General features: G+C 54.1%; 24 protein-coding genes. 14 read left to right on the top strand and 10 right to left on the bottom strand.

The window, feature by feature from the left end; translation table 11 throughout:
- Position 1: 1 nt before the first annotated feature.
- Together AYI96_RS15885 and AYI96_RS15880 are read right to left on the bottom strand one after the other, a co-directional pair.
- The gene (locus AYI96_RS15885) at positions 2-1768 is read right to left on the bottom strand and encodes an ABC transporter ATP-binding protein/permease (RefSeq protein ID WP_071475683.1); all 1767 of its coding nucleotides are present in this window, start codon (positions 1766-1768) and stop codon (positions 2-4) included.
- A 58-nt stretch (positions 1769-1826) separates the two neighbouring features.
- Entirely contained in the window at positions 1827-4289 is a 2463-nt protein-coding gene (locus AYI96_RS15880) for a TonB-dependent receptor plug domain-containing protein (protein ID WP_177192577.1), read from the bottom strand.
- Between the two features lie 204 nt (positions 4290-4493).
- Here AYI96_RS15880 and AYI96_RS15875 point away from each other — a divergent pair, with 204 nt between their 5' ends.
- From AYI96_RS15875 to AYI96_RS15840, 8 genes are all read left to right on the top strand, one after another.
- Positions 4494-5234: a DUF3450 domain-containing protein gene (locus tag AYI96_RS15875; RefSeq protein ID WP_144361964.1), complete on the top strand. Its 741-nt coding sequence runs from the start codon at positions 4494-4496 to the stop codon at positions 5232-5234.
- Positions 5231-6559 carry a MotA/TolQ/ExbB proton channel family protein gene (locus tag AYI96_RS15870; RefSeq protein WP_039034037.1) on the top strand — a complete coding sequence of 443 codons (1329 nt, stop codon included), beginning with the start codon at positions 5231-5233 and terminating at the stop codon, positions 6557-6559. The genes AYI96_RS15875 and AYI96_RS15870 overlap by 4 nt, the downstream gene beginning before the upstream one ends.
- Positions 6556-7050: a MotA/TolQ/ExbB proton channel family protein gene (locus tag AYI96_RS15865; RefSeq protein WP_052248049.1), complete on the top strand. Its 495-nt coding sequence runs from the start codon at positions 6556-6558 to the stop codon at positions 7048-7050. The genes AYI96_RS15870 and AYI96_RS15865 overlap by 4 nt, the downstream gene beginning before the upstream one ends.
- A gap of 3 nt (positions 7051-7053) precedes the next feature.
- Positions 7054-7461, top strand: coding sequence for an ExbD/TolR family protein (locus tag AYI96_RS15860; protein ID WP_039034036.1), 408 nt, complete (start codon positions 7054-7056; stop codon positions 7459-7461).
- Positions 7430-8089, top strand: coding sequence for an energy transducer TonB (locus AYI96_RS15855; RefSeq protein ID WP_071475685.1), 660 nt, complete (start codon positions 7430-7432; stop codon positions 8087-8089). The genes AYI96_RS15860 and AYI96_RS15855 overlap by 32 nt, the downstream gene beginning before the upstream one ends.
- Positions 8073-9269 carry a hypothetical protein gene (locus AYI96_RS15850; protein ID WP_071475686.1) on the top strand — a complete coding sequence of 399 codons (1197 nt, stop codon included), beginning with the start codon at positions 8073-8075 and terminating at the stop codon, positions 9267-9269. The genes AYI96_RS15855 and AYI96_RS15850 overlap by 17 nt, the downstream gene beginning before the upstream one ends.
- A 127-nt stretch (positions 9270-9396) precedes the next feature.
- Positions 9397-10098, top strand: coding sequence for an iron-sulfur cluster repair di-iron protein (ric, locus tag AYI96_RS15845; RefSeq protein ID WP_039034033.1), 702 nt, complete (start codon positions 9397-9399; stop codon positions 10096-10098).
- Positions 10099-10162: 64 nt separating this feature from the next.
- Positions 10163-10678 carry a helix-turn-helix domain-containing protein gene (locus tag AYI96_RS15840; RefSeq protein ID WP_039034032.1) on the top strand — a complete coding sequence of 172 codons (516 nt, stop codon included), beginning with the start codon at positions 10163-10165 and terminating at the stop codon, positions 10676-10678.
- On the opposite strand, the gene AYI96_RS15835 is transcribed toward AYI96_RS15840, so the two are convergent.
- From AYI96_RS15835 to lptM, 7 genes are all read right to left on the bottom strand, one after another.
- Positions 10648-11232 (bottom strand): HupE/UreJ family protein, encoded by a 585-nt coding sequence (locus AYI96_RS15835; RefSeq protein WP_039034031.1) that lies wholly within the window; start codon positions 11230-11232, stop codon positions 10648-10650. The genes AYI96_RS15840 and AYI96_RS15835 overlap by 31 nt on opposite strands.
- Positions 11233-11443: 211 nt before the next feature.
- Complete coding sequence (locus tag AYI96_RS15830) at positions 11444-12160, bottom strand: HAD-IA family hydrolase (RefSeq protein WP_144361963.1); 717 nt, start codon at positions 12158-12160, stop codon at positions 11444-11446.
- A complete protein-coding gene (xerC, locus tag AYI96_RS15825; RefSeq protein WP_144361962.1) occupies positions 12160-13056 on the bottom strand; it encodes a tyrosine recombinase XerC in 897 nt (298 codons plus the stop codon). Before xerC ends, AYI96_RS15830 begins: the two co-directional genes overlap by 1 nt.
- Entirely contained in the window at positions 13056-13691 is a 636-nt protein-coding gene (locus AYI96_RS15820; RefSeq protein ID WP_025011355.1) for a DUF484 family protein, read from the bottom strand. Before AYI96_RS15820 ends, xerC begins: the two co-directional genes overlap by 1 nt.
- Positions 13688-14515, bottom strand: a complete 828-nt coding sequence (gene dapF, locus AYI96_RS15815; protein ID WP_039034028.1) for a diaminopimelate epimerase — start codon at positions 14513-14515, stop codon at positions 13688-13690. The genes AYI96_RS15820 and dapF overlap by 4 nt, the downstream gene beginning before the upstream one ends.
- Positions 14516-14564: 49 nt before the next feature.
- Positions 14565-15809, bottom strand: coding sequence for a diaminopimelate decarboxylase (gene lysA / locus AYI96_RS15810; RefSeq protein ID WP_144361961.1), 1245 nt, complete (start codon positions 15807-15809; stop codon positions 14565-14567).
- The gene (gene lptM, locus AYI96_RS20685) at positions 15810-15959 is read right to left on the bottom strand and encodes an LPS translocon maturation chaperone LptM (protein ID WP_162206859.1); all 150 of its coding nucleotides are present in this window, start codon (positions 15957-15959) and stop codon (positions 15810-15812) included.
- Positions 15960-16039: 80 nt separating this feature from the next.
- Here lptM and cyaY point away from each other — a divergent pair, with 80 nt between their 5' ends.
- Complete coding sequence (gene cyaY, locus AYI96_RS15805; RefSeq protein ID WP_025011356.1) at positions 16040-16369, top strand: iron donor protein CyaY; 330 nt, start codon at positions 16040-16042, stop codon at positions 16367-16369.
- A gap of 14 nt (positions 16370-16383) precedes the next feature.
- Here cyaY and AYI96_RS15800 read toward each other — a convergent pair whose 3' ends face one another.
- On the bottom strand, positions 16384-18810 hold the full coding sequence (locus AYI96_RS15800) for a class I adenylate cyclase (protein ID WP_071475690.1): 2427 nt from the start codon (positions 18808-18810) through the stop codon (positions 16384-16386).
- Positions 18811-19009: 199 nt separating this feature from the next.
- On the opposite strand from AYI96_RS15800, the gene hemC reads away from it, so the two are divergent.
- From hemC to AYI96_RS15775, 5 genes are all read left to right on the top strand, one after another.
- On the top strand, positions 19010-19939 hold the full coding sequence (gene hemC, locus AYI96_RS15795) for a hydroxymethylbilane synthase (RefSeq protein WP_071475691.1): 930 nt from the start codon (positions 19010-19012) through the stop codon (positions 19937-19939).
- Positions 19940-19951: 12 nt separating this feature from the next.
- Entirely contained in the window at positions 19952-20680 is a 729-nt protein-coding gene (locus AYI96_RS15790) for a uroporphyrinogen-III synthase (RefSeq protein WP_039034024.1), read from the top strand.
- A gap of 51 nt (positions 20681-20731) precedes the next feature.
- Positions 20732-21841, top strand: a complete 1110-nt coding sequence (locus AYI96_RS15785) for a uroporphyrinogen-III C-methyltransferase (protein ID WP_052248048.1) — start codon at positions 20732-20734, stop codon at positions 21839-21841.
- Complete coding sequence (locus tag AYI96_RS15780; RefSeq protein ID WP_039034023.1) at positions 21838-23007, top strand: heme biosynthesis HemY N-terminal domain-containing protein; 1170 nt, start codon at positions 21838-21840, stop codon at positions 23005-23007. The genes AYI96_RS15785 and AYI96_RS15780 overlap by 4 nt, the downstream gene beginning before the upstream one ends.
- A 277-nt stretch (positions 23008-23284) precedes the next feature.
- Positions 23285-25371, top strand: a 2087-nt coding sequence (locus AYI96_RS15775; RefSeq protein WP_144361960.1) for a retention module-containing protein, incomplete at its 3' end; no start/stop codon positions are given.

Genomic DNA, 25371 nt, shown 5'->3' with positions numbered 1-25371 from the left:
TTCAGACCTCCCTCAGGCGGGTGATGTTGGCAGGTTGAGATTGTTCATCCTGCTCCAGGGAAATAATCTCATCGGCCAGCTGATGCAGTGGCAATTGATGGCTGACCAACACTATGCAGGCCTTGGGCAACTCGGCGCGCAAGAGTTGCAGCAGCGAAGTGGCGGCGGCTATGTCCAGTGCCGAGGTGGTTTCATCCAGCAGGATCAGCTCAGGGGCGTTGAGCAGCAACCGGGCAAACATTACTCTTTGCTGCTCACCGCCCGATAGCCGCTGCAGCCAGTTATCTGTGTGTTCGAGCGTGTCCTGCAGCTCCCCTAACCCCACCTGCTGCAACACCTGGCGGCAACGTTCGTCGCTAAACTTCTGAGTGGCAGCCGGATAACAGATGAGCGATTTGAGTGAACCCTCCGGCAGATAAAGGCGCTGGGATATCCAGCAGGGGCTGACCCGAGTTGCCAGTTTCCCGCAATAGCCATCCCAGAAGCCTGCCAGGGTTCGCAGTAAACTGGTTTTCCCGATACCGGAGCGGCCGTGCAGTACCAGCAGCTTTCCCGGTGTGAGTGAAAGGCGCAGTCTTTGCAGCAGCGGCCGACCATCCGGCAACAAGAGATCCAGACTGGCCTGCAACAGCGGCACTGCCTGAGGTTCAAGCACATTGACTCTTTTATCTGGGACACTATCGGTTGCAACTGAGGGCTTGGCGGCGACTGCCGCCTCGGGCCGCGGCGTATCGGCAAACAGACTGGCTTCAAAATGACTCAGACGCTCGACCGTAGCGCTCCAGCGCGCCAGGTCTTTATAGGCGTAGATAAACCAGCTGAGGGCACTGGCCACCTGGGTGAAAGCCATCTTTATCTGCATTAAACCGCCGAGCTGAATTGCCCCGGCAAGAAACTTGGGCAGAGCAAAGAATATCGGCGCTAGCATGGTGACCTGGCTGTACCCTGTTGTGAAGAAGGCCAGATTACGCTCCTTGGACATCAAGGCATACCAGTTACCGGCTACCCGGGAAAAGCTTTGCGCCAATGCCTGCTGCTCGCAGTCCTCACCTCGCTGACCGGCAATGGCCTCACTATGGTTACGACGCTGCACCAGAGCGATACGGAAATCCGCCTCGCGCTTTTGCTGCTGAAAGTTAAGCCGGTGCAATGGCCTACCCACCTTGTGGGTGATCAGGGTGCCTATCAGGGTGTAGAGCAGGCAGACCCACACCATGTAGCCAGGTATGGTCAGCTCAGCTGACCCCAAGGGAATGCTGATCTCGCCGGACAGCGTCCAGAGGATCACCACAAAGGAGCCTATGGTGAGTACAGAACGCAGGAAGGATAACAGCAGATCCAGCGAAGTCTCCACCAGCAGGAAAACATCCTCGGCGATGCGTTGATCCGGGTTGTCAGGCTCCTGCTGCCCAAGCTGGATTCGGTAATGGCGACTATCCGGCGACAGCCAACGGCTACAGAGATCCCGGGTCATCCATTCACGCCACTGAATGATCAATTTTTTCTTCAGGTAGTCGGCGTACACCAACACCAGCACCAAGGCGACTATGATCAGCATAAACTGCTGCAACAGGGGGTAAATCAGGCTGCCATCCAACTGCTGCAGCGCGTTGAAGAAGTCGCCGTTCCACTGGTTGAGCTGTACGCTGAACCACACCGAGGAGAGGCTTAAGGTCAACACCACCAGCAGTAATGCCAACGCCGGCAGCCGTTGCCGATTACACCAAAAGGGTTTTATCAAATGCCAGAACATGGCCAGATGTTTCATATCGGAAAATCCATCAATAGCAACGGGCGGCCGCTGGGCCGCCCGCCGAAGGGTCAGCTTAGTATTCGTAGTTCAACTGCAACCAGAACTGACGCCCCGGTTCATAGTTGAAATAGAGTTGATCCTGGTGAACAAAGGAGTCGTTGGCATTTTTACGGTTGAGCAGGTTATAGATCTCTACCGACACTGAAGCGCCTTTGGCAAATTCGGGCTGCCATTGCAGCTTGGTATCCCAACGGAAGGTCGAGGCAAAATCCACTTTGCTGTACTTGACCAGATCCTTGCCGGTCTCGGGATCGCGGAAATAACCATTCTGATCGCGACTGGCCTGCTCACGGCTGGAGGTCCAATGCAGCAGGTTATACCAGGTGAGGCCGTAGTCATCGAACTCGTGGGTCAGTTCCAGATCTATCTTCCAGGGCGCATTGAAATCTGTGGCCGGTAAATCGGCCGCAGCAATGACCTTGCCGTCATACCAAACCTTGTCGGCATCCACATTGAGACCGGATTCGAAATAGCTGTAACCCTGATCTTTTGGGGTGTTGCTCTTGGTTTCCTGCCAAGCGACCGAGAACTTGGCCTGGTGGTTCGCGCCCAAGAATTGAAGGGTTTCCCGATTCATCAGGGTGAAGATCACGCTGTCATGACTGGTGCTGCCGCTGTTGTCGAAGGTTCGAATGGCGCGCTGTTCATAATCATCAGTGCCGGGATACTTGTAACGGCTGCGCACTTCATCGCGGCCGTTACGGTGCACATAATTCAGCTTCCAGATACTGTTGTCCCAAATCTGTTGAACGCCGACGGTAAACTCGTCGTTATAGGGCGTTTGCAGATCTTCCATCCCCTCATAATCCCGGGTCGGCATCCAGTCGTTGTCGGCAGAGTTGGGTTTACAGTCAAAGTAGCAATGCACCAGGCCACCGTTTTGGCCACTGTAGAGAGCATAAGTCAACATGGAGCGACCATAGTAACGGTTGGCCCCGGCGGTCAGCAGGGTGTTGCCGTCGCCAAACAGGTTCCAACTGCTACTGAGCCTCGGAGCCAGATTATTGCGATTGACAAAGCCGTCGTGATCCAGCCTTAGACCAGGCCTGAAGCTGAAATCGCCCCAGTTGATCACATCTTCAACATAGAGAGCATACTGGCTGTGAGTGCTCTTGTATCTGCCTTCAAGAAAGGCATCGAGACGCAGTTGTGACCAGCCCATCATCTCCAGGCTGCCGTCGTAGTTGTTGCGGTAGTAAGTCTTGTCCCGGTTGAACTCGGCGTCGGTGTAACTGGCTTCGCCCCCCAGGGTAAAGGTGTGGCTCATACCGGCCCATTTGAGGGGATCCCATTTCCACTTCAACTTGGCGGTACTGGTTTCCTGGGTAGAGTCCAGATCGCCCGGGCCTCCTGAAGAGTAGGAGCGATTGCTCTGCCAATCCATCAATTGCACCCAGTAAGTTTGCTCGCCGGCACGCTTGTCTGTCATGCGGTTATAGTTGAGCGACAACTCCAGTGTCGAAGCGTCAAAACCGTGCTCTATCTCCAGGGTAGAACTGTAGCCCTTGTGTTCATCGCGGTAGTCTGAATTGGCCACTCCGTTGAAGAACATCTCCGCCTCATAAGCCGAATAGGCCAACGACAGATGCGCCGTGGTGCGTGGTGAAGCGTACCAGGAAAACTTGCTGAACAGATTGTCTGAGGTGCGCCGTTGATGCTTGAGGCCGCCGCCTGTCTTGAAGGCCACCAGCTCACCGTTGGCATCCAGTCCCACTGCGGTAGCAGGTACATTCATCATAGGGATTTTCGACTCACGCCGGGAAACCGAAGCCACAAAACCCAAGTCGTCGGTAATGCCGGTTTCAAAACTCAGGCCATAGTTGCGCTTGCTGTAATCCGTCTGGAATCTGGCCGGTTGTGACAGATCATTATTAGCCGAGTCGAACTGCAATTTGTCATCTATATGCACCTTGTTCCAACTGGCATCCGTTTGGCGGAAATAAACACTGGCGGCAGTTTCCCCTTGCCAACTGCGGGTTGTAGCATCCACTACCCCGCCGGTAAAACCACCGAATTCCACCGGAATATTGGCATCATAGAGGGTCACGCTGTCTATCAGGCGGCTGTCGACATACAGGCCCTGCTCATCGCTGGACAGGCGGGCATTGGTGACCACGCTGCCATCGACCGGATCCAGATCGTTATTGATGCTCATGCCATCGAGCAGGAAAGCATTTTGGTAGGCATTACTGCCGTGAATGGAAATGTCGGCGGGTTTGATCTCCCCTTGATTCAAACTGCTGTTGGCGCTGTTGGAAAACTGCACCGCTGGATTAGACCTGAGCAAGTCGGTCAGGTTACCGTCACCTGTTGGGCGTTTTTTAATATCTTCCCGGGTCAGGGTTTCATGTTGAGTCAGGCCATTGTCGGCCTGCTCTCTGACGATTATCTCCTGTTGATCAGCCACATCAACCTGTTGCGCCTGAGCTACCGGCACTAATGCCAGACCACAGACTGCAGCCGCGTGTTTCTTCATCCTCAATCCCTTTATTGTTAAAAACAGCGATGCCGGAGTTGAACCCGCACCACTAAAGTGTGAGGTTGGCCAAAATAACTTGATCAAATGCAAATGACAATTGTTATCATTACCATTTGCTGGTAATGTCTCAAACCATGTCAACATTCTGGTGATGATGTGCGCAAAACCACAGCATTCCAGACAAAAAATATTTTCATTCAGATGTTTACTAAAACAGCAGTATCTGTCTTGGCCGCCTGGGTATTACAGGTAACGGCCACGCCAAGTGACCTCAACGAGATCCACAAGGCCGACCGTCAGGGATTAAAGGCCAGCCAACACGCCCAGCAAGTCATAGAGAAACTCGATGATGAGCAGCAATCCCTGATCCAGGAAAACCGCCAACTCAAGCATGAAATCCAACTGGCCAGCCATTACCAAAAGCAATTACAGCAGCAGATAGGGCAACTGCACTCTGCTCTGGAGGAGCTTGGCGAGCAGCGCCAGCAACTGCGCCAGACCCGGATGCAGCTGGCCCCGATGATGGACGAAATGCTGCTTTCACTTACGCAACTGGTGCGGGCCGATCTGCCATTTCAGCAACAGGAACGGCAGCAGCGTCTCGATAATTTGCAACTCCTGCTGCAAAGCGCCGAGCTGAACCAGGGCGAGAAACTGACCCGGCTGTTGGATGCCTACCAGGTTGAGCTCAGCTATGGCTACAGTGTGGAAAGCTGGCAGGGCAAACTCGGCGACGGTCGGCTGGTGAATTTTCTGCGCGCCGGGCGCCTGGGGTATTTTTTCCTCACCCTGGATGGCAAGGCCGGTGGCCGCTGGCAGGGAGATAATTGGCAGGCGCTGGCGCCTGAGCAGCTTGGCAATGTCGCCGCGGCCATCCGAGTCGCCTCCGGAGATGGCATACCGACACTGCTGCAACTGCCTCTGATAGTGGAGGCATCATGAGCTTTTTGTCTTCCCTCACTCGCCAGAGCATGATGCGTCCCGCATTACTGTGGTCGCTATCGCTGTTGTCGCTCTCATTGTCCCTCCCCTGCCAGGCCGAAAGTCTGCAACAGGTGTTGGAACAGGTTCGCAGTGGCAGTCGCCAGGAACAAGTGGCCGCCGAGCGGCAAGAGAACCAAAGCCGTCAGAGCCTGGAGCAGGTGCGCAGCAACCATAAGAAACTGCAACAGCAACTCACCCGGACTCAGGCAAATAACCTGGAACTTGAAGACCAACTGCTGGCACTGCAGCAAAGCCTTAAGGACAAACAGGCGCAGCTCAACGCCGAGAAAGCCAGTCTCGACGGGGTGTTTCGCGCCATCCAGGAACATGAGCAGTTGCTGCTCACCACAGTGGCACCCCACAGCCTCTGGCGCCACGACAGCAGCGGCCTTGCCGAGATACCCACTGACCAACTTGGCCTGCAGCGACTGCAGGCGCTTTGGACCGCATTGACAGAACAAAGCGTATTGGCAGCCAAACCCATAGTGCAAAGCAGCGAAGGCCTCAATGCCGATGGCACCCCAGTGCTATTGAATGTCACCGAATATGGGCCTTTCAATGCCCTCAGCGACAAAGGCTGGGTACGCTACTTGCCGGCGCAGCAAAGCTGGCAACTGCTGGCAGAGCAGCCAAAGCTATCGACCACCCAGGGGAGTGTCTGGCTCGACCCCTCATTTGGCAAGTTGCTGCAACAGGCGGCAAACGCTAACGGCTGGTTCGACAAGCTCAAACCGGCAGGGATAGTCGGCATCTTTATCGGCCTGATAGCCCTGATAGCCTCAGGCATAGCCCTGAACCGCCTGTGGATACTGCGCCGCGAAAAACGGCGGCTGACCCAACAGCAGGCCAGCCAGCAAGTCAAGAGTGACAATGCCCTCGGCCGGGTGATGTTGGCGGCAACCGACTGCCCCGAGGAGCAACTCGAAGCGCGGCTCAACGCCGCCGTACTCAGCGAAGTCCCCCGCCTGACCCGTGGTACTGGCACCCTGGCGGTATTGGCGGGGATCCCGCCGCTGCTGGGGCTTCTGGGCACGGTTGGCGGCATGATTGAAACTTTCGATGTGATCACCCGTTTCGGCAGCAATAATACTGAACTGCTCTCGGGTGGTATTGCCGAGGCGCTGCTGACCACCCAACTGGGACTGATGACAGCCATTCCGCTGCTGTTGCTGCACTGCGCAGTCAAGAGCCAGAGTCGGCAACTGACCCAGATACTTGAGCAGGAAACGGCCGCTCTGGTGATATTGCAGCGCTTTGGTGGCACAGGTAACCCCGGGCAATGAGCGCCTTCTATGACTTTGTGCTGCAGGCCGGCGTCATTGTTTGGCTGATACTGCTGCTCTCTTGTCTGATGTGGTATCTGCTGCTGAAGGGCTTTAGCCGTATTCGCCGCCTGAGCCCCCGCTGGCGGGATGATGCAAATCAGCTGAGCGTCAGGCTTGCGCATTATGGCCTCTGGCAAAAGGCGCAGTTGCAACAAGCTTTTCTCAGCCGCGCCGCCCTGAGTCTAAGCGGCGGACTCGACTGGATAGATTCACTGATAAAGATACTGCCGCTGCTGGGGCTCTTGGGCACTGTCGATGGGATGATCAGCAGTTTTGCCGAACTTGGGCAACTCGATGTCCAAAAACAGCTGTCATCCGGGATCAGCTCGGCACTGCTGACCACACTGGCAGGCTTGGTGACCTCCTTGTCCGGGCTCTATCTGGCCTATCAGCTCAAGCAGAGCAATCAGCGGTTGCTGGCGGAGCTGCGCCGGACACTTTCGGAGTAAAAGATGCAATTCAAACACACAGATGATCAAGGTACAGAAGCCAATGTCGATCTCACTCCCTTGATCGACGTGGTATTTATCCTGTTGATCTTCTTTATCTTATCGGCGTCATTTCAGAAGAACCAGTCGCTGGAACTGGAACGTCCCACGGCTCAGGTGCAAGACAATCAGGATAAGCGCGCCATCTTAATCAGCATAGACAAACACAATGTGATCTGGCTGGAGCAGCAAGCCGTCAAGGCGGTTGAACTGCCTGCCAGGCTGAAACACACGCTGGCAAGTTCAGAGCAGAGTTCGGCCATTATCGAAGTGGATAAGCATGTCACCAGCGGCAAGCTCATCGAAGTGGTCGACAAAGTACGCATCGCAGGAGTCAATAATGTGGCCGTCGCAACCCAAGACCCCAGCTAACCAAACAGGACTGATTTTCACCAGTGCCATACTGATCAATCTGGCATTGGCCAGCCTGATCTATGCCCTGACGCTGGGACAGGGCGCGGCGCCGGTTAAACAGGTTACATTGGGCGGAGTCTACTTTCCCGAGCGGCAGGATAGCAAACCGCAAGAGCCCTTGCCTGAGGTTCGTCTCAGCGCTGCGCCGCTGACATCCTCGCCACCGCCTCCGCCCATAACACTGGATCTCAGCGCGCTAGACGCCAACACAGGTATTCCTGTGCCGGATCCCCTGTGGCCTACGCCGGATGATATTCAGCAAATCCAACCACCGACGCTGAATTTCAGTCAAAGCGGCAGCGCTCCCGGCAGTACCATGCAGGCCAGTATAGCCATGGCGCAGGTGGTGTTTCAAATGCCGCCAGAATACCCGCTGCAGGCCAAACAGCGGGGCATTGAAGGACAGGTGACTCTGGATTTGGCGATCAACCCGGACGGCCGAGTAGAAGATATCAAGTTGGTGGATGAAGCCCCCAGCGGCGTGTTTTACCGCTCGGCTTCCAGAGCCGTACTCAGGTGGCGCTTCGCGGCGCCCAAGCAGACCCAATGGCAACGGATAGTGATCAGATATGAACTTGAAAAATAGCTTGTTGTTTTGCTGCATTCTGTTCAGCGCGCCGCTGCTGGCGAGCAATGCCCTGCAACGTTACCAACAACTGCAGTTTCAATTGCAGCGGGATCCTGCTGCGGCACTCAAGGCGATTGAAAGCTTTCAGCGTCGGTATGCCGAAGGCAGCGACAGTGAGCAACAGATGGCGGCCTACCTGCATCTGCAGGCCTGCATCAACCTCAAGAACTACCCGTGCGCCGCGCAGCAAACCCGGCTGTTGCTGGCTTTACCCGTCACACCATTGCAGCAGCGGGATCTCTATAAGCTGGGTGCCCAGTTGAACTACCAGCAAAGCGAATACCGCCAAAGCCTGGAATACAGTAAGCAGTGGCTGCAACTGGCGGCCAAGCTCCAAGAGCAACAACAGGAACAAGAACTCAAACCCGGCGCCACTGAATTTGCCACCATGCACTCGCTGGCCTCCTACGCCGAATTTCAGTTGCAGCAACTGCCAAAGGCCACGGAGCAGATGCGTCTGGCATTGGATTGGGAAGTCACCGAAACCCGGCAACACTTTCTGCAGTCCCTATATCAAAGGCAGCAGCGTTTGCCGGAAGAAGAGCAACTGCTGAGGCAGATGATCGCCGCCTATCCGGATCGCCCACTATATTGGGAACGCCTGGGCCATAACCTGCAGCAACAGGGGCAAGAGCAGGAATCACTCAATGTCCTCAGCTCGGCCTATAAGGCCGGGCAGTTGCCCACTCGCAGTATTCCACTGCTGGCACAGTTATTGATGCTGCATCAGGCCCCCGGCCGAGCGGCAGATCTGCTGGAGCAACACAGCGAGGCACTGGCACAACACTCCAGCTATAAGCCGCTGTTATCTCAGGCCTATCTGTTGTCACGTCAAAGAGACAAGGCGCTGAGCCTGCTGCAGAAATCAAGCCAAACCCAAGGGCAGAAATCGCTGCCGCTACGGGCACAATTGGCTTACAGCCTGGGGCAATGGCCGCTGGCACAACAACTGTTATCACAGCTACGGCAGCAAGATGCAGATAACCGCTACTGGCAGCTGTTGCTGGCCCTGAGCCACTACGAAGCCGGGCAGTTACAACAAGCCAAAACCTTGCTTAAAGCGATAAATCAGGGAGAGTACCAGACGACGGCGGCTCAGTGGCTGAATCAAATAAACTACCTCACGGACGGCCCCTGAGGCTCTATCAGGTTTGCTGCAAAATGTGATTAACCAAGCAAAACAGTCAAGTTTTATTTGCCTAAGCTTGGCTAAATCTAAAGATGCTTTTATTATGCATGTAAATAGATAACACAGAGAGCATCCTATGTCAGCGCAAATCTCCCTCGAACGCAGAGTCGGCGAACTGGTCGCCGAAGACTTCCGTAACGCCCATGTTTTCAGCCGTTTTGGTATCGACTTTTGCTGTGGCGGTGGCCGTTCATTGGCATCGGCCTGCGAGCGAGCCGGCGCCGAGCCTACCGAGGTGTTGCACGCCTTGAGCCAACTGGCCGCAGAGGGCACACCGGACGATGCCTTGGCCAAATTGCCACTTGGTGAGCTTATCGAGCATATCGAAGCGACCCACCACAAGTACATACGCGATACCGCACCGCTGCTGCTGGAATATGCCCAGAAGATGGTGCGAGCCCACGGTGAGCATTATGAAGAGATCAAGCCCTTGGCCGGTTGGATCCGCGCCCTGATGGACGACCTCTTACCCCACCTGCAAAAAGAAGAACAGATACTGTTTCCGGCCATTCGCGCCCTGAGTCAGGGGCAAGAGTTCAACGCCTGTTTCGGCCATATAGGCAATCCTATCCGGGCAATGGAATATGAGCATGATGAGGCGGGACAAATTCTGGCCAAGCTGCAGCAGTTGACCAATCACTACCAGGCTCCTGAACATGCCTGTACTACCTGGCGGGTATGCTATGCCACCTTGGCCGAGTTTGAAGCCGATCTGCACCGTCACATCCACCTGGAAAATAACCTCTTGTTTCCCAAGGCTCTGGCACTGGTGAACTGAGGGCTGTTCAAATCCCGGCTGACTTGCTACAACTGCAGTAACAGCAGTAAACAAGGGGTCAGTCATGCCGGTTACAGGTTTCATTCTGGACGATATTGAAAATCTGCGTGAGTCTGCCGCAGTGGAGTTCAAGCTCGCCGCCGGACGCCACGGCAAGGGCGCACTGCCACAGGCGCTGTGGGAAAGCTACAGCGCCTTTGCCAATACCAATGGTGGCGAGATCATTCTCGGTGTCAGGGAGGAAAAGGGCGAGTTTTTTATCGAAGGGATAGCCGAGCCCAGGCCCCTTATCGATGAAGCCTGGAAGATCCTCAATAATTCGCAAAAGATCAGTGCCAATATTCTTGGCCCGGCCGACATTCAGCTGATAGAACTGGCCGGTAAGCAGTTGCTCCGCTTTCGGGTGCCTCAAGCAGACTACAGCCAGCAGCCAGTCTATCTGGGGACTGAAGCGATTGGCGGCACCTATATCAGGGTTGGAGATGCTGATATGCGCGCCAGCCCGGCGCAGGTAAAACGTATGTTAAGACGCAAACAAAGACACAATACTCAAGCCAGCCAGAGTTCCAGGGTCAAATAACTTCCCACCAAGGCAATAGCCGAGCCCATGAGCTGCACCGCCCGTTTGCGCTTGCCATCCGGGTTTATCAAACTGCCAATGGTCACTCCAGCGACATGAATCGCCGCCGTCCCCAGTATAAAGCCCATGGCATAAATACCAGGCCTTGCCAATTCAGGCATTTCGGCGCCGTGGACATAACCGTGAAACAAAGCAAAAACACCGACAAAAGCCATGCCAAAAGAGATAGGCATTTCTCGATTGAGGGCTATAACCAGCCCCAGCAACAATACCGACAGCGCTATGCCGGGCTCAACGAAGGGTATAGGGGTAGCGAGCATCCCCGTGATAGCACTCAAAGTCATAAAAAACAGAAATGCCAACGGCACTGACCAGATGGCGCTGCGCCCGAGCTGAGTGCTGAAAATACCGACACTGAGCATAGCTAATAGATGATCAAATCCCAACAGGGGATGATTGAATCCATCCCAGAAACTCCCATCCGCATGCAGCTCGTGAGCTGAAACCGGCAGGCTCAGCAGCAACAAAAACAGCATGATTATTCGAGATGGCATAGGTTAAATCTCAGGCGCTAACTGTAAATTATTATACACTAGCATCAAGCCGGTGTTGTTAAAATGATAAGAAATAAGTTAATGCGCGCCTTAATGGCAAACAATTGTTTCAATAAGTTGCATTCAGTGAATGTACCCTGGATATACAGACCTAGCCAATCAAAAACAACCTATTGATTATAAATAATATATTGTCAAATCCACAGATGGACTACAGCAAAAGTGTCAATTCACTTAGGGAACTAAACTGTATGTGAGGCAGTAAGGTATTAGCCGCTCTGCAGTTGTCAGCGGCAAAAGCCGGATTGAGCCAAGCAGCCTGACAGCCTGCCTTACGGGCACCTTCGACATCAGTCAGCGGGTGGTCACCGACATGCAGCAACGCCTCAGAGGGTAAGGCCAGGCGCTCAGCGGCAAGCTGGAACATATCTCCCCAAGGTTTGCGTCTGATGCCATTGCCCGGATGCAGCACAAACTCAAACATCTCTCCCAGACCAATTCTGCCGGCATCCACATTGCCATTGGTGATCCCAACCAGGCGAAAACGCTCAGCCAATTGCGCAAGTAAGGCGAGCACTTCCTGTGACACCCTAAAGTCGCTGCGCCGCTCAAGGAACAAGGCCAGACCCGCTTTCGCGCCCAGTTTTGCCTTGTGCTTATCATATCCCAGTATCTCCAGCCCGGTTTGCAATAGCGCCAATCGCGCGGCACTGGTGTCATGGGTCAGCTCGGCTCGCTGCTGCAACAGCTGGCGCTTCAATGCCCGCCAGTCTGCGGCCTGCCAATTGCCGCTTCGGGGGTATTCTTTGGCCAGCCACTCGAGCAATGTGCCTTCAGCGGCAGCGATAATGGGCCGGTTATCATAGAGGGTATCGTCGAGATCAAAACTGATGGCTTTGATAGCGCCGGGGCGAAGAAACACCTGCATCACTTGTCCTTTTTGGCTCTGGGGTGAGCGCCGTCATACACCTTGGCCAGATGCTGAAAGTCCAGACTGGTATATATTTGGGTGGTCGCCAGATTGGCGTGTCCCAGCAGTTCCTGCACCGCCCGCAAGTCGCCGCTGGATTCCAGCATATGGGTCGCGAAGGAATGCCTCAGCTTGTGGGGATGCACCCTGGCGGATAGCACCTGCTCCCGCCCCCAGCGCGCCATGCGCGCCTGAATACTGCGATGCGCCAAGCGCTTGCCCTTGGCGGTCACGAACAGCGCCTGATCTTCACAGGGAATATCCCGGCGGTAATCCAGCCATTGTTGCAATGCGGCAATGGCGACCGAGCCCACAGGCAGCAGCCGTTCCTTGCCACCTTTACCCATCACCCTGATTTGCTGCTGGGCGAAATCCAGTTGCGGCACATCCAGCGAAGCCAACTCGGCCAGACGTAACCCGGAGGAGTAACACAGCTCCATCATCGCCTTGTCACGGGCACTGAGGGGATCTGTCACCTCAATATCCAGCAGATGACTGATGCTATCGGCGTCGAGATTCTTGGGCAGCGGCTTATTCTGTTTCGGTGCACTCAGTTGCCGGGCGGGATTACTCTTGACCAGCTCTTCGAGCAGCAGAAATTCGTAGAACTGCTTGACCGCCGACAGGCACAGAGACAAAGAACGCGGGCTGAGCCCCTGACGATGTAACTTGGCCAACACAGCACTCAACTGGGGATCGGTTACCTGATCCCAATCAATATCCTGCGGCAGCAGCCCGGCAACCCGCTGCAGTTCACGCAGATAGTTGCGGGCTGTGTAAGGAGACAGCTGCCGCTCGGCACTGAGATGGCGCTCGAAGCGGCCAAGCCAGGGAGAATCCTGTTTAACGGCCATCAGAGCTTGGGCAGCAGATGGTCCAACAGCTGCCGCAACTGATCCAGCAGCATATTGTCCATCTCCGGATGGAAGTGGGTCACATCGGCACTGGCGATAGCAAAGATCACCTGGCCATTTTGCTCCGACAGCCGTGCCAGTGACACTGAGCCGACTTCAGAGCCGAACAAACGCTTGGACTCCTCCTTGGTCAAGCGACCAAAGTAATAGCCGTGCTGCAGGCGCTTACGCCAGATGGCCGAGAGTTCTGAGTCGATATCATGCACGGTAATCAGGCGGACATGGCTGAAGTTAAAGGCCTCTTTAAGCTCGGCGCACAGCACCTGCCTAAGCTCGCCCATATCTTCGCAATCGAGCAGCTTCAATGAAAGCTGAGTGTTGAAGCGGAAGATTTTCTCATTGCGGCTAGCCATACCAAGCAGCGCGGTGATCTCCTCTTCCAGCTGTTGTACCCGGCTGCGCAGCAGCTCCTGCCGCCGCTCCACCAGAGAAACTGTGCCACGCTCGCCGTGGGGCAGACGCATAGCCAACAGCAGCTCGGGGTGACGGCAGAAAAACTCCGGATTATCCAACAGATATTCACGGATGATCTGCTCATCAAAAGGTGGATTGAGCTTAGCTTTGGCGTCTGTCATATCTGTATCTGTCCGTCGTATACCTGTTCGGCCGGGCCTGTCATCCACAGCGGCTTGCCCTCACCGTCCCATTTGATTGTCAGAGTGCCGCCGGGCAGGTCGACCCGCACTGTATTGCCCAGCTTGCCCTGCAGTTGGCCCACCACAGCAGCCGCGCAGGCACCACTGCCACAGGCCAGGGTTTCAGCGGCGCCGCGCTCATAAACCCTGAGCTTGATATGACCCTTGTTGAGCACCTGCATAAAGCCGACATTGACCCCTTTGGGGAAGCGTTCGTGGTTGGTCAGTTGCGCGCCGATAACATCGACATCCGTGGCAGCCACATCCTCGACTTCCAGCACACAATGAGGGTTACCCATGGAGACGGCACCGCAGAGGAAGGTTTGCCCTTCGGTAGGCAACAGGTAGGTCTTTTCGGCCTTTTTGGCCTTGAAGGGGATCCGCGCCGGATCCAAGATAGGTACGCCCATATTGACGGTGACATTGCCATCGCGCTCCAGGCGCAGGGTCATCTTGCCGGATGAAGTGCTGACCTTGATTTTGTATTTCTGGGTCAGGCCCTTGTTGCGAACAAAGCGGGCGAAGCAGCGGGCGCCGTTGCCGCACTGTTCGACCTCGCTGCCATCGGCATTGAAGATACGATAATGAAAGTCCAGATCCGGATCATAGGGCGGCTCAACCAGCAGCAGTTGATCGAAACCGATACCGAAGTTGCGGTCGGCCAGGCGCCGGATCTGCTCCGGCGAAAAGTACACATTCTGGGTCACGCCATCGACGACCATAAAGTCGTTGCCCAGACCATGCATCTTAGTGAAGTGGATCAAGATTACTCCTAGGTTCCAACGCCTACAGCGGGAAAGTACTCACACTAGTTTACGGCAGCAAGTGCTCACCTTGCCACAGTTGTTCCAGCTTTTCCCGTTCACGCACCAGATAATGTTCACTGCCATCGACCATGACTTCGGCCGCTCGCGGACGGGTGTTGTAGTTGGAGGACATCACAAAGCCATAAGCACCGCTGGAACGCACCGCCAGCAGGTCGTTGGCTTGCAGCACCAAGGCGCGCGATTTACCCAGAAAATCCCCGGTTTCACACACTGGGCCGACAATGTCGTATTCCCGGCTTTCACCCTCTCTTGGCTGCACCGGGATAATCTGCTGCCAGGCGCTGTAGAGTGACGGCCGGATAAGGTCATTCATGGCACCGTCCACTATCGCAAAATGCTTGCCGGCATTCTCTTTCTGGAACAATACCTGGGTGACAAAGATCCCGGCATTGGCGGCAATCGCCCTGCCCGGTTCGAAAATTAGCTTCAGTGGTCGTTCACCCAGACGCTCGAGCAATGCGGCGGCATACTTGTCCGGTTGTGGCGGGGTTTCTTCATCATAAGTGACTCCCAGACCGCCGCCCACGTCCAGATGCTCAATCACTATGCCTTTTTCTGCCAGCCTATCGATCAATGCCAGCATTCTATCTATAGCATCGAGAAACGGCCTGAGTTCAGTAAGCTGTGAGCCGATATGGCAGTCGGCGCCCTTGATGGCCAGGTGCGGCAAGGATTGCACCTGCAGGAAGGCTTCCTCGGCTTCATCCATGGCGATGCCGAACTTGTTTTCTTTCAGGCCGGTGGAGATATAGGGGTGAGTACCGGCATCCACATCTGGGTTGATCCGCAACGAAACCGGCGCCTGTTTACCCAAAGAGCCTGCCACTTCGTTGAGCAGTTCAAGCTCGGCGCGGGACTCGACGTTGAAGCAATATATGCCCAGCTCCAGTGCCAGTTTCATTTCTGCCGCTGTCTTGCCAACACCGGAAAACACCACCTTGGCCGGATCGCCACCTGCGGTGATTACCCGGGTCAGTTCTCCGCCTGAGACAATATCAAAGCCACTGCCAAGACGCGCCAACACATTGAGCACCGCCAGATTGGAGTTGGCCTTGACCGCATAGCAGATAAGGTGTGGATGAGTGGCCACGGCTCTGTCAAAGGCATGCCAATGGCGCTCCAATGTTGCCCGCGAATAGACATACAAAGGCGTACCATATTGAGCCGCCAAATCGGCTACGGCGCAGTCTTCGGCATACAGAGCCTGAGCTTGATATTGAAAATGATCCAATTAGTTTTCCTCTGTCGATTGCTGGGGTTGCTCGGTTTGTTCCGTCTGGGATTGGTTGTCCGGCAGATCCGGGCTCTTGTAAAGCACGCCTTTTTGACCACAACCAAGCAGCAACAGGCTAGCAAGCATCAGGGATAAAAACAGTCTCATTTTACTCAACATCTGGGCAGCAGGATTACATTAGCCTTATAATCGCATTCATCTTGATGAAAGCAAAGGACAGATATTCCATGGCCATGACAGATACCGAATATCATCAGCTCGCCGATGAAATGTTCGACCGGATAGAAACCGCAATTGAAAATGCAATAGATGAGCAGGATGCCGATGTTGATATCGACGCTTCAGGCAATGTACTGCAGCTCGAGTTCGCCGACAGCTCCAAAATCGTGATTAACAAACAGGAGCCGCTGCACCAGATCTGGGTAGCAACCCGTTTCGGTGGTTATCACTTTGGCTATGTCGACGGTAAATGGATAGATGAGCGCAACGGCGGCGAGTTTATGCCCTTCGTCAGAGAGTCCATCAGCCGCCAGGGTGGTATAGAACTGTCGTTCTGATGATTTAGGGGCGGTCAGAACTCTGTCTGCGCCGCCCTTGCCGTGACCCCAAAAGGCACCACATCCAGATTACCGCTCTGGCGCACCAGGCGGAAAAACTGCGGAAAGTTGAACTGATTTTTAAGGTTCAGTACTTCACCGAAGGCGTAATGCTGGGTGACAGTATTAACCAATTCACTGACATCCGGATTGCTGTGCACATAGTGGCTCAAGCCATTTCCTTCATCCAGTACAAACACATCCAACTCATCTTCCCGGCTGCGCAGGAAATACTGGATCACTCCTTTCACCGCATAGTTCTGGATAACCTCGGGCACCTTGACCCAAGGATCGTTGGCAAGCTCGGGCCTTGGCAGACTCTGTAGCTCGCCCCTGGCCAACTGACGATAGAGGGACTTCACATCGCTGAGATCCCGGTAACTCATGCCCTTGGCATCGAAAAACAGGCCATATTTCTTTTCACCCAGCTGTAATGGCTGCACTAAAGTCTTGGACGGACAGGCGTCTTTTATCAGTCGGTGCACCTGCTTGAGAATATCCACTACAGTTTGTTCCAGCTGGGACTGCAGCTTTTGCGAGGCGCTGACGACATCGAAGGCCACCTGTTGTGGCGCCCTTCTCATACCTGGAGTGGCAAAGGCAATGGCCTCCAATAGCGCCTGCTCACCGCTAAAGCTATGACAATGCCATTCCCCCCAAGAATTAAGGCTCATCAGTTGCACCGAACCCAGCAAACTGGCTGCCGGTTTTCCTGTCGCCAGCAGGTTGCTGCCCATGAGTTCCAGCATCAAGCTTTGACCCTGCCAATGCTCGCTGGGGTCCTGCTCCAGATTAAGAATCCACACCAACTTGCGATAATGCCAAGGCTGACACAGATCCAGTTTCGACACCCGCCATTGCTTGTCTTCGGTATAAGGCAATAGCCGTTCGGCAACCTGGTTAAGACGCCGACACCGTAGACGACCCGCGCGATACTCAAACCAGCGGCTGTTGGCGGTAGCCACCCCGTTGAGGCAAGCCCAAATCATCAAAGAGGCGGCATCATCGGCCTGATAGATGGCCACCTCGCCCATAAACTGTCGCGGCTCCGGCGATAGACGATAGAGATGACAGCGGCCATCCTGCTCGCTGCGAACTATGGTCAGATTCGGCTCAGCCAGCGACTGACTCCAAAGCCGGTTGAGCCGCAGGATCTGCTGCTTGTCCTCGCTGAAATAGGTGTGTAACTTGCGGGTCAACAGCCCCAAGTCTTCTACTTTAAAGTACTCGCTCAGCCTGTGAGTCGAAGCGAAATGCAAAAGAGTTTGGTAGCTGGCCAGCATCAACTCGTTAAGTTGAGCGTTGAACCACTGCAACTGCCCACTGTGCCAATGTTCGCAATCATCCAGAGTAATCAGCAGACTCTGGGGCCATTCCCACTGCTCCACCAATTGCTTGAGTTTGTGGTAGCGCCAATCGTGACACTGCTCGACATCACTGAGCCTGATACCACATTTGAGGTAAAAACAGCGGCGCACTATCTCCAACCGACGCTCGTCTCCCACTTTAAGCAGATAAGACTCTATATATTGATACAGGAGCAGATAGGCGTCGTTGGCGTTGGAAAAGTCACCGGCCAGAGTTCTCAACCACACCCATTCACTGACCAGGTTGGTTTGTGGATAGTTGCTGGCATAAGCTTCCAACAGCAGTACCTTGAGCAAGGCCTTGTGCGGCTTGTCCAAGCCTTTGTAGAGCTGCCATAAAGAGGCACCAAAATACTCATTGGCGGGTAGTTGGTGCATATCACCAAGAAACAGAAAATCGCTGCAAGGCTCGGCATTGGGCCACCAGGCGACCGTCTTGCCGGCCAGGCGGATATGGCTGCGGTAGAACTCTTCCAGCAGCAACCAATGTTGGGCGCTGCCGCTGTGTTCATGCCCCAGCAGCTCCCACTCGGCATCCTGATTGCAAGTGTCGTCACGGCAAAACTGCCGCGGGTGTACCAGATAAAAGTTCACTTCAAATTGAAAGCCGGCAAACCAGCGGGTGAGTTTGAGGCTCTTGTCCCGCAGCAACTCTACTTCCTCTTGTGTCAGCCCGGCGTCATAGACTAACCAGACATCCACATCGCTCTTGGGATTCTGGCCAAAACTGGCGGTACTGCCCATTACGTAAACCCCTTCCAGCACAGGACTGGCATGCAGGGTATCCTCGAACTGGGGTAACGTGAGGGTAGCGAGCGATTCCTTGAGCTCAACTGAGAGTTGGAACCCCTTGACTCCGCATGGCGTCAAAGGGCTGTTATATCCTGGCAGTCGGCTGTGGTGCTGATGCAGCAACAGGGGGATCAGGTTAAACAGATGCCTTTGCAATGGGGAAAACAGCGCCTGAGCACGAGCCAAACGCACTCGATTGAGGCGCTCGGCGTATTCGGCGTATTGTCGCTGACGCTCGGTCATCCAAATTTCACTATCCCTGAACCAGTTGGATGATCATGCTAACACTTTTGCGGTAGCAGGCAAGTAATGAGATCAAGATCACACTATTTGGCAAAAATTTAACGTGCCCACTTCAAAGATTGAGCAGCGTTCGGTGCCATTCTCCAATGGGCAATGTTAGCATTGGCGCATTTAACGTACTCTCACGGAAAAGATTGGCATGTCAGAAAATCGCATTCGCATAGCAACACGTAAAAGCCCTCTCGCCATGTGGCAGGCAGAATTTGTCAAAGCCGAGCTGGAACGCATTCACCCCGGGCTGACAGTAGAACTGCTGCCAATGAGCACCAAGGGTGATGTCATCCTGGATACTCCTCTGGCCAAAGTAGGCGGCAAGGGGTTGTTCGTTAAAGAGCTGGAAGTCGCCATGCTGGAAGACCAGGCGGATATCGCAGTGCACTCCATGAAAGATGTGCCGGTTGAATTCCCGGAAGGGCTGGGGCTGGAAGTGATCTGCGAACGTGAAGATCCCCGTGATGCCTTCGTTTCCAACAGCTACAAGAGTATAGATGAACTGCCTCAAGGCGCGGTTGTCGGTACTTCAAGCCTGCGCCGTCAATGTCAGCTCAGAGCCCGTCGCCCGGACCTTATCATCAAAGATCTGCGCGGTAATGTGGGAACCCGTCTGGGTAAGCTGGATGCCGGTGAATATGATGCCATCATTCTGGCTGCCGCCGGGCTTATCCGCTTGAAACTGTCAGAGCGTATTGCCAGTTTTATCAGCGCCGAAGAATCACTGCCGGCCAACGGCCAGGGTGCTGTCGGCATCGAATGCCGCACTAATGATGAGCGGGTAAAAGCCTTGCTGGCACCGCTTGAACATAAAGAAACTCGCTACAGGGTATTGGCCGAAAGAGCGATGAATACGCGTCTTGAAGGAGGTTGCCAGGTACCTATCGGTGCCTATGCCGAGATCCAGGGCGAACAACTAACCTTGAGAGGTTTGGTAGGTAATCCTGACGGTTCTGAAGTCATTTCAGGAGTGGTAAGTGGTCATCAAGACGAAGCGGTAGCCTTGGGTAACGCCCTGGCAGAAGAACTGCTGAGCAAAGGCGCCAAAACCATATTGGATGCCGTTTACGGCAAATAACAAGGCGGCACTATGAAAGTGTTGTTGACGCGCCCTGAGGGGCGCAATCACGCCATGGAACAGGCGCTGGCAGAAAGGGGCATACCTTTTATGGTGACCCCTCTCTTGGCAGTCGAGGCCATGGAAGACAAAAGTATCTCCCCTACCGAGGTGCAGGATGCCGACATCATTGTATTTGTCAGCACCAATGCGGTGCATTTCGGCACTCAGGCGCTGAATGCCTCATGGCCGTCACACATTCAATATTTTGCCGTCGGCGAAGCCACTTTTGAGGCCTTTGCACATTATGGCATTCAGGGGCATAAGGCTCCGGATGACAATCAACAGACCGAAGGCCTGTTAACCCTGCCAGGACTGCAACCCGAAGTAGTAAAACACAAGAAAGTGGTCATAATTCGGGGCAACGGTGGCCGGGAAGTACTGGGAAAAACACTTCAGCAATATGGCGCTGTAGTCAAGTTCTGGGAGGTCTATCGCCGCACCTGCCCTTCCTATGATGCAGTACAACTGGTCAAGGAATGGCAAGCCTTCGGGATAGACACCATAGTGATCAGCAGTGCAGAAAGCCTGACGAACCTTATCCGGCTGCTGCCAAAAGAGTATTTTGCTTGGCTGCAAGCATGTCATATTATAGTTCCCAGCATTCGGGTGGTAGATAAGGCCGTCGTCGCCGGATTAACTCAGGTGACTGATGCTACGGCGGCCAACAGTAAGGCCGTACTCAAGGCATTGAGGCTTTAGTTTCCCCCCTCCCGATTTCCAGCCCTATTGTCGCGTTAAAGGACTGCATTAATGGATAACAGCAAGCCAGAAGTCGGGAGCGATACCCCCGCACTGCCTACCCAGCCCCAGGATCTCACAGAGCAAGATACCCCTGTGGCGACAGCCAAGCACAGCTCATTGCTCCTGAAACTAACCCTACTATTGAGCCTGTTGCTGGCACTGCTGGCCTGCGCCACAGGTGCTTATCTCTTTTGGCAACTGCAGCAACAGCAAACCGCCAATGCACAGCTGGCAACGACCCTCGAACAAGTCAAACAAGCTCCGGAGGCCAGATTGCAGGCACTGGAGCAGCAACTGAGAAGCGACCTGCAACAAAATCAACAGCAACAAGGTGCCATAGAACAACTGCGCGATGCTCAACAACAGATGCAAACCCGTATCGCTACCCTTGCACAACGTAGTCCCAACCATTGGATGGCGGCTGAAGCCGAATACTTGGTGCGGATGGCGGGACGTAAACTGTGGCTGGAGAAAGATCCGCAAACGGCAACTGGCCTGTTACAGGCCGCCGATGAGCGTATTGCTGCCATGCAGGAGCCATCTCTTATGCCGCTGCGTCGCGCCCTCGCCAACGATATGGCGGCGGTAAGCGCCATCAAGAATACCGACATCGCAGGTACTGTTTTCACCCTGGATGGCATTATCACCAAGCTGGACAAGCTGCCGCTTAACCGTGTCGGCAGTCAACAAATAGAGCCGGAAACTGAAAGTAAAATGTCTGACTCTATTGGTGACTGGCAGAGCAACCTGGCCAAGACCTGGAGCGCGCTGAAGGAAGACTTCTTCACTATTCGCAAAATAAGCTCAGATATCACACCTCTGCTATCTCCCCAGCAGGAATGGTACCTACTCGAGAATATCCGCAATAAACTACTGCAGTCACAGCTGGCCCTCTACCAATATGATGAGCTCAACTACCGCCAATCATTGGCCATGGCCCGCAAATGGATCCAACAATATTTCGACCTTGATGATCCGCGCACCGAAGAAGTGCTGACTGCAATTAATGCTTTGTCCAGTCTGCAGCTGGATCCTATCAGTCTGACTAAATTTGAATCCAGCGCCCAGCTCAAGCAGTTGGTCACCTATGGCGAACTCATGCCGGGGGCCGAACTATGATAAGAGTACTCATCTATCTGGTGATTATTCTGGCAGGCGCCTGTCTGAGCCCACTCTTAGCCGGTAAGACGGGTTATGTTTATATCGCCTTCCTGGACTGGCAACTGGAAACTAACCTGCTGTTTGCCGTTATGGCACTCATCATATTCTTTGCCCTGTTGCAGCTACTGGAATGGCTGCTTGTCACTGTGCTGAATCTGGTGCTTAACAGTCGCTACCTGCCGCGGCGCTGGCGCCGCAATGCTGCTCGTAAGCACACGCTCACTGGCGCCCTAGCACTGGCAGAAGAAGATTGGCCTGCGGCCGAAAAGGCGATGCAAAAAGGCGCCGAAGCCGGTGAACTGCCCGCTCTTAATTATCTGGCAGCCGCCAGAGCGGCCCAACGACAGTTCAAGAATGAAGAGCGGGATGAATACCTGAATAAGGCGGCCCAATTGCCACTGGCAACCCAAGCGGTCACCACCACCAGAGTGCGCTACTACATGCAGCAAGGCGAGCTGGAAAAAGCCCGCGAGCAGCTGGATAAACTACAACCCAGCAGCAAGAGTAAAGCGCCGGTACTGCAACTGGCCTTGGAGCTTTATCAGAGCCAGTTAGACTGGCAGGCCCTAAAACTACTACTGCCGACGTTACGTAAAAAACAACTCCTGGATAATGAAGAGTATGACCTCCTGAACCAAAGAGTAAATAATGCTCTGCTGGCCCAGGCAGCCCTTCGCAGCGAACAGGAACTGGAAAAATGTTGGCACTGGCTTAGCCGTCAGGAACGCAGCCAACAAGCCAATATGGCACAATATGCTTTGGGTCTGGCCGGCTTCAACCGCCGTGACGAAGCCCTAAAACTGCTGAATAAGGCGCTGAAAAAAGAACCTTGCGCTGCGGTTTTGGGAGTGTTGCCGAAAATTTTTGAGCCGCAGGACAACGAAACCCTGAAACTGCTGAAAAATTTGGAGCCCAAGCTCGAAAATCATGCCGACTACCAACACTGTATGGCCCAAATCCATGAGCTCTGCCGTGAATTCAGCCTGGCCCGCACGGCATGGGAACGCTTGTGTCATTTACTGCCCCGCAAAGAGTACTGGCTGGCCTTAGCCAAACTTCAGGAACAGTTAGCCGATCATCAAGGGGCTTTCAAGAGCTATAAGCAAGCCGCCAAGTGCGACTAATCGATAGATCTTTTCGTAATAAAAAAGCCACTTATTTAGTGGCTTTTTTATTAATCATCACAAGATTATCCGCACACATACTGTAACCGCATGAATGCGAGACAGATTCTAAGATGTGGACATTTTGTCCCACCCTCATATAACTTTACAACCATTAACGTCACATATTTGACAGTCTTTGTTTCAACCCCAGACTTAATAATTAATACCTTTAACTGACGCTCATGGGCACAAAGTGACCTTGCCGTCAGTATATGCGTGCAAAGGAGTATGAGTTATGGGCGTCGCAATCAGTAAGCAAGACGCGGTTGTCACCAATCTGGTTGGACAACTCAAGGCCAAGGACGAAAATGGCAATATCCGCGATCTGAGTATCGGGGATGTCATTCGCAATGGTGAAGAGATCATCTTCACTGCAAATGATACTTTCACCATAGAATATGCTGACGGTACCCAGCTGACAGAGCAAAATGCCCAGCCCAACACTCAACCTCAGTCAGACAGCGCCGCTGTTGATGGCGCCCAATTTGCCAATGAAGGGGTCGATGCCGAAATAGCTGCATTACAGGCACAGATACTTGCAGGTGATGACCCTACCGCTAACCTGCCCGCTACAGCTGCCGGTGCCGGGACAGCTGGAAACCAGGGCGGATTCGACTATATATCCGTAGCCAGGGATGGTTCTGAAGTATTGGCGAGCGCAGGTTACGATACCAGTGGCTTTGAGCAAGCCACCATCACCACCCAAGAAGAAATATTACTTGATGATCTTCCCCTGACTGGCCCTACACTCACCAGTAGCGCAGCCACACTCTCAGATGCCAACCTACCGACAGGAACCACGCCATCACCCGCGCCCTTGACCCAAACCGGTAACTTGAGCTTCAGTGCCGCGGCTGGCGTAGCCAGCTTGACCCTGGATGGGATTGCCATTGTCTCTGGCGGCGTATTTAACGGCCCTGTCAGTATCAATACCGAATATGGCGTGCTCACCATCAATGCCGTTGACCTGATAAACGGCAATATCAGCTATAGCTTTACCCTCAATTCTGCAGTTGACCACAGCCTCAGCGATGACTTCTCTGAGGCCTTCAACCTGATATTGACCGATCTAGAAGGAAACAGTGTCGGGAATACCCTTACCATCTCGGTACTGGATGACGCTCCAAGTGGCCAGGATGACGTAAACAGTGTAAATGAAGACTCACTGCCGGCCATTAGTGGCAACCTGCTCGATAACGATGTTCAGGGCGGCGACACCGCACAGGTGACAGCCGCCGGCAGTGGCGGCAACCTCGATAATACCGTGTCCAATCAAAGCCCTGTTTCCGGCAACTACGGCCTGCTGACCCTCAATACCGATGGTAGTTACAGCTATCAAATAAACTCTGCAGCACAAGCAGTTCAGGCGCTCGCTCAGGGAGAATCCCTGACGGAAGTCTTCTCCTATCTGTTGACAGATGCCGATGGCGATACCAGTGTCCAAACCTTAACGATCACCATAACGGGTACCAATGATATACCTGTGATCAGCACGCCCCAGCCAGGTGAAGCCGATGGTACAGTGCGAGAAGCCGGTCAATTTGATGATGGTAGCATAGACCCCGGAACCCCAGGCGTCAGTGGTCAGCTCAGTGCCAGCGATGTGGATAATGGTGCCGTGCTTGTTTGGTCCGGCAGTGCCGACAGCCCCTTTGGCAACTTCAACATAGATGCCGCCAGTGGTGCCTGGAATTATCAGCTAGATAACACCGCAGCCGATGGGCTGCTGGAAGGTGAAATTCGCACTGAAACCTTCTCTGTTACTGTGACGGATGAGTTTGGCGCCAGCGCCGAACAACTGGTCACTATTACTATCATAGGTACCAATGACGCCCCCATTCTTACCGCTGACACAAGTGGTGCCGTCATTGAAGACGTGGATGTTATTGATAGCATGCTCAGCGACAGCGGTGCCTTGAGCTTCACCGATGTCGATATTGGTGACAGCCATGTTGTCAGCAGTAGCTACAATGGCGATGCAAGCTGGAGTGGCGGCGCTCTGGATCAAGCCACCCAGGATGCTCTCGCCCAGGGCTTTAGTGCAGACAATTCCGGTTGGAACTATGAGATCGCCAACAGTCTGGTACAGTTCCTCGCCGTCGGTGAGACCATCACCTTAAGCTTCACGCTGACGGTCACCGACGACTTTGGCGCCAGTGATTCACAACAAGTCACTCTGACCATTACCGGCACCAATGATGCGCCTGTGCTGAACATCGACATGAGCGGCGCGGTCACCGAGGATGTCGATGTCATCAATGGCATGCTCAGCGACAGCGGCGACTTGAGCTTCACCGATGTCGATATCAACGACAGCCACAG

Source organism: Shewanella sp. MSW, assembly GCF_007636515.1.
Lineage (GTDB): Bacteria > Pseudomonadota > Gammaproteobacteria > Enterobacterales > Shewanellaceae > Shewanella > Shewanella indica.
Note: the sequence above shows the minus strand (reverse complement) of the source record. Positions and strands in the feature narration are given on the sequence as shown.

What these genes read in the sequence shown, in the direction of transcription:
- AYI96_RS15885 (WP_071475683.1), bottom strand. Translation starts at nt 1,768, where the DNA reads ATGAAACATCTGGCCATGTTCTGGCATTTGATAAAACCCTTTTGGTGT.
- AYI96_RS15880 (WP_177192577.1), bottom strand. Translation starts at nt 4,289, where the DNA reads ATGAAGAAACACGCGGCTGCAGTCTGTGGTCTGGCATTAGTGCCGGTA.
- AYI96_RS15875 (WP_144361964.1), top strand. Translation starts at nt 4,494, where the DNA reads ATGTTTACTAAAACAGCAGTATCTGTCTTGGCCGCCTGGGTATTACAG.
- AYI96_RS15870 (WP_039034037.1), top strand. Translation starts at nt 5,231, where the DNA reads ATGAGCTTTTTGTCTTCCCTCACTCGCCAGAGCATGATGCGTCCCGCA.
- AYI96_RS15865 (WP_052248049.1), top strand. Translation starts at nt 6,556, where the DNA reads ATGAGCGCCTTCTATGACTTTGTGCTGCAGGCCGGCGTCATTGTTTGG.
- AYI96_RS15860 (WP_039034036.1), top strand. Translation starts at nt 7,054, where the DNA reads ATGCAATTCAAACACACAGATGATCAAGGTACAGAAGCCAATGTCGAT.
- AYI96_RS15855 (WP_071475685.1), top strand. Translation starts at nt 7,430, where the DNA reads ATGTGGCCGTCGCAACCCAAGACCCCAGCTAACCAAACAGGACTGATT.
- AYI96_RS15850 (WP_071475686.1), top strand. Translation starts at nt 8,073, where the DNA reads ATGAACTTGAAAAATAGCTTGTTGTTTTGCTGCATTCTGTTCAGCGCG.
- ric (WP_039034033.1), top strand. Translation starts at nt 9,397, where the DNA reads ATGTCAGCGCAAATCTCCCTCGAACGCAGAGTCGGCGAACTGGTCGCC.
- AYI96_RS15840 (WP_039034032.1), top strand. Translation starts at nt 10,163, where the DNA reads ATGCCGGTTACAGGTTTCATTCTGGACGATATTGAAAATCTGCGTGAG.
- AYI96_RS15835 (WP_039034031.1), bottom strand. Translation starts at nt 11,232, where the DNA reads ATGCCATCTCGAATAATCATGCTGTTTTTGTTGCTGCTGAGCCTGCCG.
- AYI96_RS15830 (WP_144361963.1), bottom strand. Translation starts at nt 12,160, where the DNA reads ATGCAGGTGTTTCTTCGCCCCGGCGCTATCAAAGCCATCAGTTTTGAT.
- xerC (WP_144361962.1), bottom strand. Translation starts at nt 13,056, where the DNA reads ATGGCCGTTAAACAGGATTCTCCCTGGCTTGGCCGCTTCGAGCGCCAT.
- AYI96_RS15820 (WP_025011355.1), bottom strand. Translation starts at nt 13,691, where the DNA reads ATGACAGACGCCAAAGCTAAGCTCAATCCACCTTTTGATGAGCAGATC.
- lptM (WP_162206859.1), bottom strand. Translation starts at nt 15,959, where the DNA reads ATGAGACTGTTTTTATCCCTGATGCTTGCTAGCCTGTTGCTGCTTGGT.
- cyaY (WP_025011356.1), top strand. Translation starts at nt 16,040, where the DNA reads ATGGCCATGACAGATACCGAATATCATCAGCTCGCCGATGAAATGTTC.
- AYI96_RS15800 (WP_071475690.1), bottom strand. Translation starts at nt 18,810, where the DNA reads ATGACCGAGCGTCAGCGACAATACGCCGAATACGCCGAGCGCCTCAAT.
- hemC (WP_071475691.1), top strand. Translation starts at nt 19,010, where the DNA reads ATGTCAGAAAATCGCATTCGCATAGCAACACGTAAAAGCCCTCTCGCC.
- AYI96_RS15790 (WP_039034024.1), top strand. Translation starts at nt 19,952, where the DNA reads ATGAAAGTGTTGTTGACGCGCCCTGAGGGGCGCAATCACGCCATGGAA.
- AYI96_RS15785 (WP_052248048.1), top strand. Translation starts at nt 20,732, where the DNA reads ATGGATAACAGCAAGCCAGAAGTCGGGAGCGATACCCCCGCACTGCCT.
- AYI96_RS15780 (WP_039034023.1), top strand. Translation starts at nt 21,838, where the DNA reads ATGATAAGAGTACTCATCTATCTGGTGATTATTCTGGCAGGCGCCTGT.